Below are 13849 nucleotides of genomic sequence, written 5' to 3'. Positions count from 1 at the left end.
CCATGAGACGTCCCTCGAATCGCGGAAAGCGCTACGGACACCTGCCCGAGCTGGGCGAGATCAACGTCATGCCGCTCGTGGATCTGTTCATGCAGCTCTTCATCGCGGTGATTATTTTTTTCCCCCTGGTCGAGTATGGCATGAATATCAATTTGCCGAAGGGCACCACCGACCAGATCAAGCGCGAGCAGACGCGCACTCTCTCCGTGGACAAACGGGGGAAGATCTACCTGAACGACGTTGCGCTGTCCCCCGCGCAACTGCGCGGTGAGCTGGCGAAATTGGGCCAGTCTGAGCCGCCGATCACGATCCTCGTCAAGGCCGATGAAGTGAACAATTACGGCGCCGTCATGGAAATCCTCAAGGAGTTGCACACCGCCAAGATCACACGCATCGCGCTCCTGACGGCAGAAGAATCACCACCGAAATTAGCGCGGAGATGAGCACGATTGAGAAACGGTTTCGCCGAAACTTCATTGTCGCGTCCATTGTTCACGTCGCGATAATCGGTGGGATTGTTATCTTTGAAGGGATCTTCAGCAGCGCCCGCTCCAACGTGCCCGCAACCACTGAATTGATCATACCCGCGGACATCCTCGGCGATCAGCCCACGGGACCGGGAAGCGGACGGGGCAACTACACTGCGCCAGCCCCAGAACCAGCTGCCGAGAACACCGGGGCCCCGGCCGCACCGAGCGCGCCAGCGGCCAAACCCGCAGAGCCTGTTGCGCCCAAACCGGCGGCAGCCCCACCGGAAGCAAAAGACCCAAATGAAATTCTGATTCCGAAGAAGGCTGCAACCAAGGAGATCAAAAAACCAGCGGACACCACCGCGAAGAAGACGGTGACGACCGACAAGGCAGCGGACAAAACTGCCGATAAGTCGACGACGACCCCGAAGAAGACGGTTGCGGACGCAAAGTCATCTGCCAAAACTGGCTCGACCGGCCCGGCGGTCAGCGCCGACACAATTCGCAAGCGGTTTGCGAGCGCGTTGTCTTCCGCAGAGGGCGGGACACCATATGGCGATAACAGGCCCGCTGGTGGTGGGAATGGCGCGTCGAAGTATGGGCATCCGGGTTCGCCTGATGGTGCGGCGGACGGGATTGCAGGCGGAGTTGGCAAGGGCTCTCAATTTTGGTCGTACTACATGCACGTGCACGACAAAATGTACGAAGCTTGGGATCAACCGGGACAAGCGAAAAGCGTGGATAAAAAACTGGTGACCACCCTGATCTTGCATGTCGCGCGCGATGGTCGAATTGAAGGGGTGCGCCTGGAACGTCCGTCGGGTAACAAATTGATGGACGACTCGGTTATGACTGCGGCGCACAGTGTGCCACGTTTGGATCCGCTGCCGGAAGGTTTGGGCGGCGACTTTGCTGAAATTTCGGTGAATTTCCGTTTGGAGGGGTAAGAGGTATGGATCAATCGCTTTGGAAATGGCCCATCTGTTTGCTGGCGGCCGTGCTGATCGGATCGGGTGCCTTTGGCGCGGACGTGGATGTGCAGAAGGGCCGCCACTCGTTTGGTGTTTCGGGTTTCGGGGGCGATGCGTCGATTGCGGGGCAGGTCACGGATGTCTTAAAGAACGACCTGCGATTGTCGGGCTATTTTTCTTTGGCGCCGGCAGACAGCGCGGAGTATGTGCAATCGGGGACTGTGCGCGGTGACCGCAGCGGGGTAGTCGTCGAATGCGTGGTAATCCAACGGGCCACGAAGAATGTTGTCCTCTCGAAGTCGTACCAGGGCAGCGGACAGGATTTGCGGCGTGTCGTACACAAGCTTACGGACGATATCGTGAAGACGCTCATGGGCCAGTCCGGTATCGCCGAAACGAAGATTGCATTCGTGTGGGCGCACGGTGGCTCGAAGGAATTGGCCGTGATGGATTACGACGGCTATAATGTCAAACAACTCACGTATGATCGTTCGATTAGTGTGCGCCCAAAGTGGTCACCGGATGGTCGCAAGATCGTTTACACGAGCTATAAGAACCTATTTCCAGACGTACTCGAAGTGGATCTCTACACGGGCCAACGGCGACGCCTGGCGGCCTACCCGGGGCTGAACACTGGCGCGGCGTTTTCGCCGGATGGGTTGAGCATCGCGCTGACACTGAGCAAGGGTGGCAACCCCGAACTATATACGATGAACGCCCAGGGAGGCGATTTGCGACAATTGACCCACTCACGAGGTGGGGAATCATCACCGACATGGTCGCCGGATGGACGGAACATCGCGTATGTCAGTGATGAAAGTGGCGCTCCGCAGATTTGGATGACGCCAAAAGATGGCGGCGCGGCATCGCGGTTGACCGTGTCGCCGAGCTATAACACGGAGCCTGACTGGTCGCGTCCGCCCGCCAATTCGGACATGAAACCGATGCTAGCATTGACATCGCGGGTGGGTGGTAAATTTCAGATTGGGGTGTACGACCGCGGCACTGGCGCTGTGACGCCCGTCGTGGCCGATGGCGCCGACAACGAAGACCCGTCGTGGGCGCCCGACGGGCGGCACCTGATATTTGGGAAGACGCAGCACTGGCGGACGCAGTTGTATCTTCTTGACGTTGTGACCGGCGAGCAAGTACAGTTACCCGCTATCGAAGGGGGCGCGTCCGAACCCGCGTGGGGACCGTAAGTTACGGATGCGAAGAAACAAATCGTTACAAGGAGAAGGCCTCTTATGAGGAAGAGATTTTTAGCACAGATCATTTTGACGGCGGTGGTTGCGGCGTTTGGGCTGACCGGTTGCAAGAACAAGACCGGAGGAAGTTCAAGCACGACGCAGCCCGGCGCGGATAAGGGCGTAAATCCACTCGTCGGTGACGGCGGTGTTACGAGCTCAGACGGCAGTCGTCCGGTGGGCTTCACCGGCGAACCGGTGAAGGGCCAGTTTGGAATCGTTTACTTTGACTACGACAGCGCACGGATTCGCCCCAGCGAAGACTCAAAGCTCCAGGCGGTGGCCGCGTACTTGAAGTCAAACCCCGGCAAGTTGGTGGTGGAAGGTTATTGCGACGAGCGCGGAACGGCCGAATTCAACCGGGCGCTGGGTGAGCGTCGCGCACTGGCCGCGCGTGAGGAATTGGTCAAGCAGGGCGCTGACGGTAGTCGGATCACAACCATCAGTTATGGCTCGGATCGACCGGCGGACATGGGTCACGACGAAGCCGCCTGGTCCAAGAACCGCCGTTGCGAATTCGGAATCGTGAATCAATAGACTTTGGTAGCTTCGTTGACAGGTGGATGCCGCCGTAGTAGTATGCACTTGTCAGGAGACACGTATGGCACCTGTATTAGCAGTGATTAGTGAGTGGCACATCTTCCTTGTGCTGATCATCGTGTTCTTGCTGTTCGGAGGCAAGAAGCTTCCGGAATTGGCTCGGGGAATTGGCGAAGCGATGAAAGAATTCAAAAAAGCTTCCCGTGATGTTCACGATGACACTCCCCATCCGCCGCCGCCTGCCACGCCCAGCAAGCCCGAAATCACTGCTTCGAGCACCCCACATCCCCCGGACACGAAACTGAACTAGTTGCAGAATTGACGGACGAGCTTGCTTAGATGGCTTGCGATATTGACCGGTTGGCTGGCCAAGCAACAGAACCAAGATTCGAGCCAGGAACTCCAAATCGTGTCCGAAGATGTGGAAAGTGAGAGCAAGTCGTTTCTCGCGCATTTGGACGACCTCCGCAGTACGATCATCAAAATTGGTGTCGCGCTCTTCGTCGGCTTCAATGTCTGCCTGGTGTTTGCCAATCGCATTCTGATATTCCTCGAAGAACCGTGGCGACGAATTGTGCCCGGGCCGGAAGGGCAGCTCGTCAGTCTGAGGGTCAGCGACGCCTTTTTCCTCTGGATGAAGTTGTCGTTTTATGGCGGGCTGGTGCTGGCCTCGCCGGCCATCTGCTATTTCCTGGCGGACTTCATTCTCCCCGCACTGAAGAAGAAGGAACGGGCGCTACTTATGCCCACCTTCATTTTTGGGACATTACTCTTCCTGGCCGGCGCGGCCATTTGCTATTATGTAATGATCCCGCAAACATTGAGGGTGTTTCTCAAGTACACCGACTGGTTGGACATGAAGCGCCAATGGACTGCCGTCGACTATGTCGGCTTCGTGACGAACTTCATGCTGTCGGTGGGTATCACCTTTGAAGTGCCGCTGGTGATTTTGATGATGGTGCGACTTGGCGTCCTCAGCGCCAGAACAGTGGCCGGCGGACGTAAAATCATGATTGTGGGAGCCGTCATTATCGCGGCCATCCTCGCGCCGCCCGATCCGCTTTCCATGATCATGATGTCAGTGCCGCTTATCGTGATCTGCGAAGTTACCATTTGGCTGGCGTGGCTCGTCGAGCGGCGACGAAATAAACGCCCGTCGAAAGCCTAGTCATAGGTCTTGCGAAACTTGACCTTCGGATCGTCGGCTGCGCTTTCCGCCGGCTTTGCCGGCTCGGAAGGCGTCTCAGGTGTCGGGGGTGACTTGGATTCTTCGACGAACATCAGTCGCAAGTCGGTGAGCGTGGCGTGGAGTACTTTCGTTTCGTCGGAGTTGAGGTTGCCCTTCGTTTTGCTCTCGAGCATCTCAAGCGTGTCGATGAAAAGTCGCGCGGCGGGCAGGTTCTTTTCGGCCTTTCCCGTGGCGGGGTTGGCGAGTTTGCCGAGCGCGATCATCGCCTGTGTGCCGAACAGGCCGACCATGTCGAGGAAACGGAGCGTGTTTTCGGTTGAACCCTGCGTGTCTCGTTGAACCTCAGCCATATTATTTCTTTCCCTCCGCCGGCGTCACCACGATGACAGCATGCGCCTTTTTGGCAAAGTACTGGTTCGCCACGCGCTTGACATCATCCGCAGTCACCGCCTGATATTTTTCATCCATCGTCTTGAAGAAATCATACCCAAGCCCGCACAACTCATCGGCGCCCACCATCAGGCTCAACTCCGAATTGTCCTGCATATGGATGCGGCGCTGTCCGATGATGCCGCTTTTTGCACGGGTCAACTCTTCATCAGTCAACCCGTTCGCTTCGAGCTTCTCCAGTTCGCCAAAGATCTCTTTTTCGCATGTGCCGACATTCTGCGGCGTCGTCCCAACATAGAAGGCAAAATAACCAGGGTCGAGTCCCAATAGTTGGGACGCCCCCACGTAGTAGCACAGGCCCAATTCATCGCGGAGACGATGGAAGAGTTTGGACGCCAGGCCCGAGTAGGCTTCGCTGAGCACTTCCAGGGTAAAACGATCCTTGCTGAACAAATCCGCGCCGCTGTAGCCGATGAGCAGCACGGCCTGTTCCTTGGGAACGTTCACCGCCTTGCGCACGTCAGCAGCAATCGCCTCCGGGCTCGTCCGCGGGAATTCCAGTTTCGTCGACTTCATGGCGCCAAACTTTGCCTCGACCTTTTTACGCACATCTTCAGCATTCACATTGCCAAACACGGTGAGCACGAGGTTATTTGGCACGACGAACTGGCGTTGAAAATCGGCGAGATCGTTGCGGGTGAGCTTCGCGACCACGTTGGAGAGGCCCAGTTGGTTCAGACGATAGGGATGTTGGCTAAACATCGCCTCGCGCAGAGCCTGTTGTCCCTTGCGCAGAATCTGGTCCTGCTCGGCCTTGAACTCTGAGAGTTGCACCGCGCGCTCGCGCGTCAGCATGTCCTCAGGGAACGTCGGGTTCTGGAGGACATCGGCAACCAGATCCAGAGTGCGGTCGAAATCCTCGCTCAATGACTGTGCCGCAACGCCGAAACTATTGTTACCCGAAAAATGGCTGATACCGCCGCCGACAGACTCCATCGTCTCCGCAATCTGCTCTGCGGTGCGCATCTTCGTCCCTTTCAGCAGCATGCGTGCGGTCAGCTTCGTCAAACCATTGTCATCGGCAGTCTCCGCGATGACGCCGCCCTTGAAAATGGCGTGGACATCCACGAGAGGCAGTTTCGGATCTTCGCGCACGAGCAAACGAATCCCGTTCGGAAAGTCGAACTTCTTGATCGCGATCTCGGCCCTGGCGGTCGTCGTTGTCGTCGCCGTGGGGAGCGTGCCGGGCGGATTGAGCGAGGTGATCGTGAGATTATTGTCCGCGAAGTATGTCTGGATCACGCGCCGCAAATCGTCACGAGTAACCTTGCGCAGGTTCTCCAGGTACACATCCGAAAAGTTCGGGTCACCGACGAGGAATTCATTTTGCGCGATGTCCGAGGCCTGGCCTTGCATCGTCTTGAGCCGACCGAGGTAATTGCTCGTGCTGATCTTGATCGCCTTGTGCAATTCCTCCTCGGTAACGGGCTGTTCGGCGAGACGCTTCACCTGCTCGCGAATGGCTGCAATTGCCGCTTCCCGCTTGTCGGGATCGGTGCTGGCTTCAATGACGAAAATTCCCGGATAGCCGGGCGTGTAGCTCCCGGCGCCAATTCCATGCACCAAACCGCGCTTTTGACGAAGTTCGCGGTACAAGCGCGAGCTGTTGCCCTCCCCAAGAACAATGGACAGCACGTCGAGCGGGTAGACGTCGGGGTGCGAGACTGCGGGAATGTGCCAGGCCAGATGGATCTGCGAAAGTTGCGTCGGCATTTCTTCGTGGCGCTCGCGCAAGCTGAGCTGTGGAGGCTCGGGCGGGACGAACGCCGGGGCGACCGCGCCCATGTTGGCGTCCTTCGTTTGGTCGCGCAACTCTTGCTCGACCTTTGCCGCATCCACGTCGCCGACGACGACAAACACGATATTGTTGGGTACGTAGTGTTCCTTGTAGTACGCAACCACGTCGTCGCGGGTGAGGCGATTGTAAATGTCGGGATAGCCGATGACAGGGAAACGGTACGGGTGGGTCGTGAACGCCGTCGCCCAGAGCGTCCGGTTGGCGCGCCGCGGGGGGTCGTCATTATTCATCGCCATCTCGCGAAGTATGACGCGTTTTTCCTTCAGCAATTCGGCCTCGGGTATGGAAGCGTGCTGCATGCAGTCGGCGAGGATGTCCACAGCGGTCTGCCAGTTCTCCGAGGGAATATTGATGTAGAAAACGGTCTGCTCGAAAGAGGTGTAGGCGTTCATGTAACCGCCCTTGCGCTCGATCTCCTGGGCAATCTGCGATACGCCGCGCGTGGCTGTGCCCTTGAAAAGCATGTGTTCCAGGACATGCGAAAGGCCGGCGCCCATCCAGGGACCTTCGGTGATACTGCCGGCGCGCACCCAGGCCTGCGCGCTCACCACGGGCGCGCTGTGGTCCTCGCGAACGAGAAGGGTCAGGCCATTATCGAAGACGACCTTGTGGACCGGCGGGGATTGGGGCGTTTGCGCGTGGGTCATGGAAATTCCTGCGATGAAGGTGAGCGCGACCGCAAGGCCGCGGCGGAAGTTGGATCGCATGCCGTTTCAGACACCTAGTTCGAACCGCCGCTCAATTTCTTTGCGTCGGCGGCCCGGCTCGGCACGCTGTGATAGCGTTCGGGAACATCCTGGCTCTTGGCAGGTCGGCGGCTGCGCGTGCCCGGCGGCGGCTGGTAAGGTTTGACGAAGGCCTCGTCGAAATCGTAACCGCCTTTGAAATCTTCGCGGGTGTCCTGCTCGGTCTTGCCGAGGATGCCTTTGTCCACCATGCGAAAGACGATCTCGCCGAAATCCTCGCAACGTTTCACGTTCCAGTAATTCAGGACCGTCTTTGCCATCGGGCCAAATTGATCGATCGCGCAATGCCGCAAGCCGTCCAGTAATTCGCGTCCGCTAACGTGTCGGTCGACGCCGCGGGAATTCTTCTTGAGCATTTTGATGGTGAAATCGAGGCCTTCGCGCACGAAGTAGTAGGCGTCGCGGTCGTAACGCCCGTCGGTGCGCACGATTTCGTCAACGGCTTCGGGCAGATTCTGTTTTTGCATTAGCGGCCCCTCGTTTCCGATGTTGCGACGCTGGCAGCCTTCGGATGCCGCACGCGCCATTCCCTTACCGCCGTTCCCAAGAGGAGCGCCGACACGAAGAACGCCACGATCTGTTGCTCCTGTCTCGTCAACTTGAACATAGTGACCTCACTCACGTACTCCTGTTCAGAATATAGCCGAGTTTGGCCGCGTCTCAACTAGAATCTGGCATTGGCCTCGAAGGCCATGTTGCTGCACCGGTCCTGATACGTGAAACCACGCGACGGCTCAGGACGCGGCGATGTTAACCAACTTACCGGGAACAACAATGATTTTCTTAATCTGCTTGCCCGCGAGGTGCTCCTGCACGCGTCCGTTCGCGAGCGCGAGTTTTTCCAGTTCCTCTCGCGAAATCTGGGCGGGCACGTCCATCCGGTCACGGACCTTGCCGTTGACCTGTAGGATAACGGTGACGGTATTCTCTTTGAGGAGCGCTTCATCGAACGCGGGCCACGGCTCATAGGCGAGTGTTTGCTTGTGGCCGAGTTTCTCCCAGAGTTCTTCCGCCAAATGCGGCGCGTAGGGCGCGAGGACGAGGATGAATGGTTCGAGCAACTTGCGCGGACGCTCCTCTTGCGCCGTGACTTCGTTCACGAAGATCATCATCTGGGAAACTGCGGTATTGAAGGCGAGCGCTTCCGTGTCCTCGCCGACCTTCTTGATGGTTTGATGCAGGGCTTTGAGAAGCGCTGCTGATGGCTCGGTGTCGTCCAGGATGAGTTTGCCTTCTTCGGCGCAATACAAACGCCAGACGCGGCCGAGGAAGCGATAGACGCCTTCGAGCCCCTGCGTGTTCCAGGGCTTGGCCGCTTCCAGCGGGCCCATGAACATCTCATACATGCGAAACGCGTCCGCGCCATAGTCGCGCACCACGTCGTCGGGATTGATCACATTGCTCCCGCCGCGCGACTTCGACATCTTTTGGTTGTCCTCGCCGAGGATCATGCCCTGGTTCACGAGCCTCATGAACGGCTCGGGGGTTGAGACGTGGCCGAGATCGTAGAGCACCTTGTGCCAGAACCGCGAGTAGAGCAGGTGCAACACGGCGTGTTCCGCGCCGCCGATGTAGAGATCGACGGGCATCCAGTATTGTTCCTTGTCCTTCGCGACGAAGGCCTGGTCGTTGCGAGGATCGATGTAGCGCAGGTAGTACCAACACGAGCCCGCCCACTGCGGCATCGTATTCGTCTCGCGCTTCGCCGGGCCGTCGCACAGCGGGCATTTCGTATTCACCCAATCCGTCGCCTTGGCCAACGGCGGCTCGGCATCGCCGGCCGGAGTGTAGTCCTTCATCTCCGGCAACCGCAATGGCAATTCGCTCTCCGGCACCGCCACCGCGCCATGTTCCGGGCAATGCACAATCGGGATCGGCTCGCCCCAGTAACGTTGACGCGAGAAAAGCCAGTCGCGGAGCTTGTACTGGACAGTCGCTTTGCCGAGCTTATTCTCTTCGAGCCAGCCGGTGATCTTCTTCTTGGCTTCCGGTGTCGGAAGACCAGTAAGGACGCCGCTGTTGACGGATGTGCCGTCGCCTGTGAATCCTTGAGGATCTATCCCGGCGGGCGGTTGAACGACGGTACGGATTTCCAAGCCGAATTCCTTCGCGAACTCGAAGTCGCGTGTATCGTGCGCGGGGACGGCCATGATCGCGCCGGTGCCGTAGCCCATCATCACGTAGTCGGCTACCCAAATCGGAATCTTCTCGTTATTGACTGGATTGACGGCGTAACCACCGGTGAACACGCCGGTCTTGTCCTTCTCTAATTGCGTTCGCTCCAACTCGCTCTTCTTCGCCGCGGCGGTGCGGTAGGCGTCAACGGCGGCACGCTGTTGCGACGTGGTGACTTTTTCGACGAGGGAATGCTCCGGCGCGAGCACCATGTAGGTTGCGCCAAAGAGTGTGTCGGGCCGTGTTGTGAAAATGCGGAGCACATCCCCGGCTTCGGTTTTGAAATCAACCTCGGCACCCTCGCTCCGGCCGATCCAGTTCCGCTGTTGTTCCTTGATCGACTCGGGCCAGTCGACCAACTCCAAGTCCTTTAACAGCCGCTCGGCGTATTTCGTGATGCGGAGAATCCACTGACGGAGTGGGCGGCGGTACACATTCTTGTGACCTTTGCGGTCGCATGTGCCGTCTGCGTTGACCTCTTCGTTGGCAAGCACAGCCTTACAGCCTTCGCACCACCAGACCGGCACTTCAGCCTCGTGTGCAAGACGCATCATGCGGATAAAGGTACGACGTAAATTCTCGTGTTCGTGCCGTGGACGTCCGAGAAATCCTTCACGTGTACCGGTAAGGAATGGGTTGTCTTTCCATTCAGACTGACGCTTTGGATTTTCGGAGAGCGCGTCTTGTAGTAACGAAATGGGCATCGCTTTCCCGAGTTCAGGGTCATCGTAGCTATTGAAAAGTTGCAGAAAAATCCACTGGGTCCATTTGTAATAGCTCGGGTCGGTGGTATCGACTTCGCGGTCCCAGTCGTAACTGAGGCCGAGCATTTGGATCTGGCGGCGGAAATTGTCGATGTTCTTGCGGGTGGTGATCGACGGATGCGTGCCGGTGTCGATGGCGTATTGCTCGGCGGGGAGGCCGAACGCGTCCCAGCCCATCGGATGCAGCACGTTGCAGCCGCGCATGCGCTGGAAGCGGCTGTAAATGTCGGTGGCGGTATAACCTTCGGGATGGCCGACGTGCAGGCCCGCGCCACTGGGGTAGGGGAACATGTCGAGCACGTAGAGCTTTTTCTTGGCAGAATCTTCGCGCGCGGCGAACGTTTTGTGTTCCGCCCAATAGCGCTGCCACTTCGGCTCGATCTTGTCGAACGGATATTTCTTGCGGAGTTCCGGCATAAAGCGAGGAGACTATACCGGCTGGAGTATGGCTACGCAAGCGCGGGGAGGTTGGGTATTCGAGTATCGTAAACCGATAATTTTTGCTGGACACGATGTTGGGGATTGAGTATGGTAGGCCCGCTATTTTGAAAACCTGGCGAATCGTTTCGGTGCGACAAGATGGCGCGAGTCTGCTTCGCGAGGACGCTACCAAGACCGGACAAGGGGCCATATACGTGTTTCTGCGAAACGAACCCACCGAATTCAGCCCGCGAAATTGCATTTATCTAGCTGGGCCACAGGCAGTTGCACATATTAAGACAAGCAAAAAACGGTGGGTTCGTTTTGGAAAACGAACCCACCGGGAGGGCTTTTTGGACGGTAAAATCGGCGGGCAAGCGGCATTTTGGGCTCAAAATATGAAGCGATATCGGCTGATCGAGGCACCGCAGACTGGAACATCCCGCTTACGCTGGCGTGGCCAGTTTCTTCCGGAGGGCGTGTTGATACACTTCAACGTAATGCTGCGCCGAGACTGCCCAATCGAAGTTCTGCGCCATGGCTTGTTGGCGCAGTTGGAGGATGTGTTGGGGGCGGTCGAACCAGGTAGCGACGGCCCAGCCGATGCAGTAGTAGAGCGCGCGGCCGGCGGGCTCCCAGAATTTGAAGCCCGTACCGTTGCCGGTCGCTTCGTCATAATTCTGGACGGTGTCGTCGAGGCCACCCGTGGCGCGGACGACGGGGAGGGTGCCGTACTTGAGGGAGTAGATTTGGTTGAGACCGCAAGGTTCGTACAACGAGGGCATGAGGAAGAAATCACAGCCCGCCTCGATGAGATGGCTGAGTTCGGGGGAGAACCCAATGTGCGCGCCGACGCGACCGGGGTACGCGCCGGCCAGATAGCGAAAGAAGTTTTCGGTATCCATATCGCCGTTGCCGAGGACGACGCACTGCATGACCATGTTGTCGAGGGCAGCGGGCAGCGCCTCCCGCAGGAGAGTGAATCCTTTCTGATGGACGAAGCGGCTGACGATACCGAACAGCGGGACATCGGCGCGTTCTTCAAGGTGAAAATGATTTTGGAGCGCGGCTTTGCAGACCGCCTTGCCGCGGAGGTCTTTCGCCGTGAAGTGTGCGGAAATGTATTTGTCGGTCGCAGGATTCCACTGCGAATAATCCACGCCGTTGAGGATGCCGAAGAGATCGTCGCGGCGATTGTTCAGGAACATCGCGAGCCCCATGCCGCCCACCGGCTCGACGATTTCCTTGGCGTGTGTCGGCGAGACGGTCGTCAGCGCATCCGCGAATGCGACGCCCGCTTTGAGGAGGTTGGCCTTGCCGTGGTCCTCAAATTTATCGGGTGTGAAATGTTCCGCGCCGAGACCGAGATACGGCATGACGTTCGCATTGTAGACGCCCTGGTAGCCGATATTGTGGATCGTCAGCACGCTGGCGGTGTTCGACAGCGGCGAGAGGACCCGGTCCCATGTTTTCAGAAACACCGGCGCGGTCGCGGTCGGCCAGTCATGAGCATGGATGATGTGCGGGATGAAATTCTGATCCTTGCAAATCTGCAGGGCCGCCTTCGACAACAGCGCGTAGCGAAACGCGTTGTCCATATAATGGCCCGTCGGCCCGTCGTAAATGCCCGGCCGCCCGAAGTAGGCGTCGAATTCGACGAACCACACCGGGACTTCCCCGTCCAAGAGCGCTGTGTACAATCCGATCCAATGCTCCACGCTGGCGCCCATGTGAACACAGGCGGGGCCGACGAACTTGATGCCGAACTGAGCGCGGTCGATGAGCGAATAGAGCGGGAGGACGATGCGCACATCGTGGCCCAGATCTCGCAACGCCTTCGACAAGCCGCCGACCACATCGGCGAGGCCGCCGACTTTCGCAAACGGCACGCACTCCGACGAGACGAAGAGGATCTTCAATCCCTCGTCGTGCTCACCGTTCGTTGGGCGCGGATTCCGCCCCGCGGGTTCTCGGCGCGACACTGGCGTTCTGGCTTTGGTTACAGGGGGCATGCGGGGCGAAAGTGTAACAGGGCATGCAAGAGCCCGCAAGCATTCGGCTGGTCCGGCTCGAGGAGACGATGAATGAGTTGCCGCGCCGAGCCTATTTCCGCTAGCCTTCTGCACGTGGAGGAGCGCAAACGATTACGGGCCGTATGGATGCTCTTGCTGGCGACGGTCTGCTGGGGGATGAGTTTTCCGCTGATGAAAGGACTCGTCCTGCTGCAAGAGCACTTGCTGCCTGGTGCGAACGTGTGGTTCATCACGGCGCAAACCTCGACGGTGCGCTTTGCGGTCGCGGCCCTCGTGCTGGCGCTGATCTGCGGGCAGCGCATGCGGGGATTCACACGGCTTGACCTGAAACTTGGCGTGGGGCTCGGGTTCTTCGCGGGAACCGGCACACTGTTGCAAATGGCGGCGCTGAGCCAAACGCTCGCGTCCACGTCGGCATTCCTTACACAATTCTATGTGTTGCTGCTGCCGCTGTGGGTCGTGCTCTGGCAGCGCCGCCGGCCATCATCGCTGCTGCTCCTTTGTTGCGCCCTGGTAATCATCGGCATGGGGGTGCTGTGCGGTCTGCGGTGGAACGATTGGCGGCTCGGGCGCGGTGAATGGCTGACGTTGTTGGCCGCGGCTTTGTTCACAGGCGACATCCTGTGGCTCGATCATCGTCAATTCGCATCCGCTGACAAGGTACGCGCGACGGTGGCGATGTTTGCGTCGATGGCCGTCATTCTTTTGCCAGTGGCCATTTGGCAAGCGCCCGCAAACAGTGCCTGGTGGCGCGTTTATCTTTCGCCCGGTATGTCCGTCATGTTGCTCATACTGCTGGGAGCCTCCACGCTGGTGGCCTACACGCTGATGAACGTGTGGCAACCGCATCTGCAACCGACGCATGCGGGTTTGATCTATTGCGCCGAGCCGGTGTTCGCGAGTCTTTACGCATTGTTCGCGCCGGCGCTGCTGGCGCATCTTGGCGGGTTTGCCTACGCGAACGAATCGGTGACGGGGAACCTGTTCATCGGCGGCGCGCTGATCACGCTGGCCAATGTTCTCGTGCAATATGATCGGTAAAGTGT

13 protein-coding genes are annotated in these 13849 nt (G+C 58.4%); 7 read left to right on the top strand and 6 right to left on the bottom strand.

Features of this window, described 5'->3' with window-relative positions; genetic code table 11:
- Positions 1-2 precede the first annotated feature (2 nt).
- From VNL17_14955 to tatC, 6 genes are all read left to right on the top strand, one after another.
- Positions 3-443, top strand: coding sequence for a biopolymer transporter ExbD (locus VNL17_14955; GenBank protein HXI85379.1), 441 nt, complete (start codon positions 3-5; stop codon positions 441-443).
- Positions 440-1417 (top strand): TonB C-terminal domain-containing protein, encoded by a 978-nt coding sequence (locus VNL17_14950; GenBank protein HXI85378.1) that lies wholly within the window; start codon positions 440-442, stop codon positions 1415-1417. Before VNL17_14955 ends, VNL17_14950 begins: the two co-directional genes overlap by 4 nt.
- A 5-nt stretch (positions 1418-1422) precedes the next feature.
- Complete coding sequence (locus tag VNL17_14945; GenBank protein HXI85377.1) at positions 1423-2643, top strand: hypothetical protein; 1221 nt, start codon at positions 1423-1425, stop codon at positions 2641-2643.
- Positions 2644-2688: 45 nt separating this feature from the next.
- The gene (locus VNL17_14940) at positions 2689-3225 is read left to right on the top strand and encodes an OmpA family protein (protein ID HXI85376.1); all 537 of its coding nucleotides are present in this window, start codon (positions 2689-2691) and stop codon (positions 3223-3225) included.
- 64 nt (positions 3226-3289) lie between these two features.
- Complete coding sequence (locus VNL17_14935; protein ID HXI85375.1) at positions 3290-3538, top strand: twin-arginine translocase TatA/TatE family subunit; 249 nt, start codon at positions 3290-3292, stop codon at positions 3536-3538.
- A gap of 21 nt (positions 3539-3559) precedes the next feature.
- Positions 3560-4396, top strand: a complete 837-nt coding sequence (tatC, locus tag VNL17_14930) for a twin-arginine translocase subunit TatC (GenBank protein HXI85374.1) — start codon at positions 3560-3562, stop codon at positions 4394-4396.
- On the opposite strand, the gene VNL17_14925 is transcribed toward tatC, so the two are convergent.
- The 6 genes from VNL17_14925 to glgA all read right to left on the bottom strand — a co-directional run bounded on the left by VNL17_14925 (position 4393) and on the right by glgA (position 12752).
- A complete protein-coding gene (locus VNL17_14925; GenBank protein HXI85373.1) occupies positions 4393-4767 on the bottom strand; it encodes a DUF1844 domain-containing protein in 375 nt (124 codons plus the stop codon). The two genes, tatC and VNL17_14925, sit on opposite strands and share 4 nt — an antisense overlap.
- 1 nt (position 4768) lies before the next feature.
- Positions 4769-7372: a pitrilysin family protein gene (locus tag VNL17_14920; GenBank protein ID HXI85372.1), complete on the bottom strand. Its 2604-nt coding sequence runs from the start codon at positions 7370-7372 to the stop codon at positions 4769-4771.
- 14 nt (positions 7373-7386) lie between these two features.
- Positions 7387-7878 (bottom strand): Minf_1886 family protein, encoded by a 492-nt coding sequence (locus tag VNL17_14915; GenBank protein HXI85371.1) that lies wholly within the window; start codon positions 7876-7878, stop codon positions 7387-7389.
- On the bottom strand, positions 7878-8018 hold the full coding sequence (locus VNL17_14910) for a hypothetical protein (protein HXI85370.1): 141 nt from the start codon (positions 8016-8018) through the stop codon (positions 7878-7880). The genes VNL17_14915 and VNL17_14910 overlap by 1 nt, the downstream gene beginning before the upstream one ends.
- Before the next feature lie 127 nt (positions 8019-8145).
- Entirely contained in the window at positions 8146-10767 is a 2622-nt protein-coding gene (gene leuS, locus VNL17_14905) for a leucine--tRNA ligase (GenBank protein ID HXI85369.1), read from the bottom strand.
- A 449-nt stretch (positions 10768-11216) separates the two neighbouring features.
- Positions 11217-12752, bottom strand: coding sequence for a glycogen synthase GlgA (gene glgA, locus VNL17_14900; GenBank protein HXI85368.1), 1536 nt, complete (start codon positions 12750-12752; stop codon positions 11217-11219).
- Positions 12753-12854: 102 nt separating this feature from the next.
- Between glgA and VNL17_14895 the strand changes: the two genes are divergently transcribed.
- Positions 12855-13844: a DMT family transporter gene (locus VNL17_14895; GenBank protein ID HXI85367.1), complete on the top strand. Its 990-nt coding sequence runs from the start codon at positions 12855-12857 to the stop codon at positions 13842-13844.
- The last annotated feature ends 5 nt before the right edge of the window (positions 13845-13849 follow it).

The organism is Verrucomicrobiia bacterium (genome assembly GCA_035577545.1).
GTDB lineage: Bacteria > Verrucomicrobiota > Verrucomicrobiia > Palsa-1439 > Palsa-1439 > Palsa-1439.
The sequence above is the reverse complement of the archived record's forward strand: the minus strand, read 5'-3'. Positions and strand labels throughout refer to the sequence as shown.

Excerpts from the sequence above, each read along its gene's own strand:
- VNL17_14945 (HXI85377.1), top strand. The coding sequence starts at position 1,423 with ATGGATCAATCGCTTTGGAAATGGCCCATCTGTTTGCTGGCGGCCGTG.
- VNL17_14950 (HXI85378.1), top strand. The coding sequence starts at position 440 with ATGAGCACGATTGAGAAACGGTTTCGCCGAAACTTCATTGTCGCGTCC.
- VNL17_14925 (HXI85373.1), bottom strand. The coding sequence starts at position 4,767 with ATGGCTGAGGTTCAACGAGACACGCAGGGTTCAACCGAAAACACGCTC.
- VNL17_14895 (HXI85367.1), top strand. The coding sequence starts at position 12,855 with ATGAGTTGCCGCGCCGAGCCTATTTCCGCTAGCCTTCTGCACGTGGAG.
- VNL17_14955 (HXI85379.1), top strand. The coding sequence starts at position 3 with ATGAGACGTCCCTCGAATCGCGGAAAGCGCTACGGACACCTGCCCGAG.
- VNL17_14910 (HXI85370.1), bottom strand. The coding sequence starts at position 8,018 with ATGTTCAAGTTGACGAGACAGGAGCAACAGATCGTGGCGTTCTTCGTG.
- VNL17_14940 (HXI85376.1), top strand. The coding sequence starts at position 2,689 with ATGAGGAAGAGATTTTTAGCACAGATCATTTTGACGGCGGTGGTTGCG.
- leuS (HXI85369.1), bottom strand. The coding sequence starts at position 10,767 with ATGCCGGAACTCCGCAAGAAATATCCGTTCGACAAGATCGAGCCGAAG.
- VNL17_14915 (HXI85371.1), bottom strand. The coding sequence starts at position 7,878 with ATGCAAAAACAGAATCTGCCCGAAGCCGTTGACGAAATCGTGCGCACC.
- VNL17_14920 (HXI85372.1), bottom strand. The coding sequence starts at position 7,372 with ATGCGATCCAACTTCCGCCGCGGCCTTGCGGTCGCGCTCACCTTCATC.
- VNL17_14935 (HXI85375.1), top strand. The coding sequence starts at position 3,290 with ATGGCACCTGTATTAGCAGTGATTAGTGAGTGGCACATCTTCCTTGTG.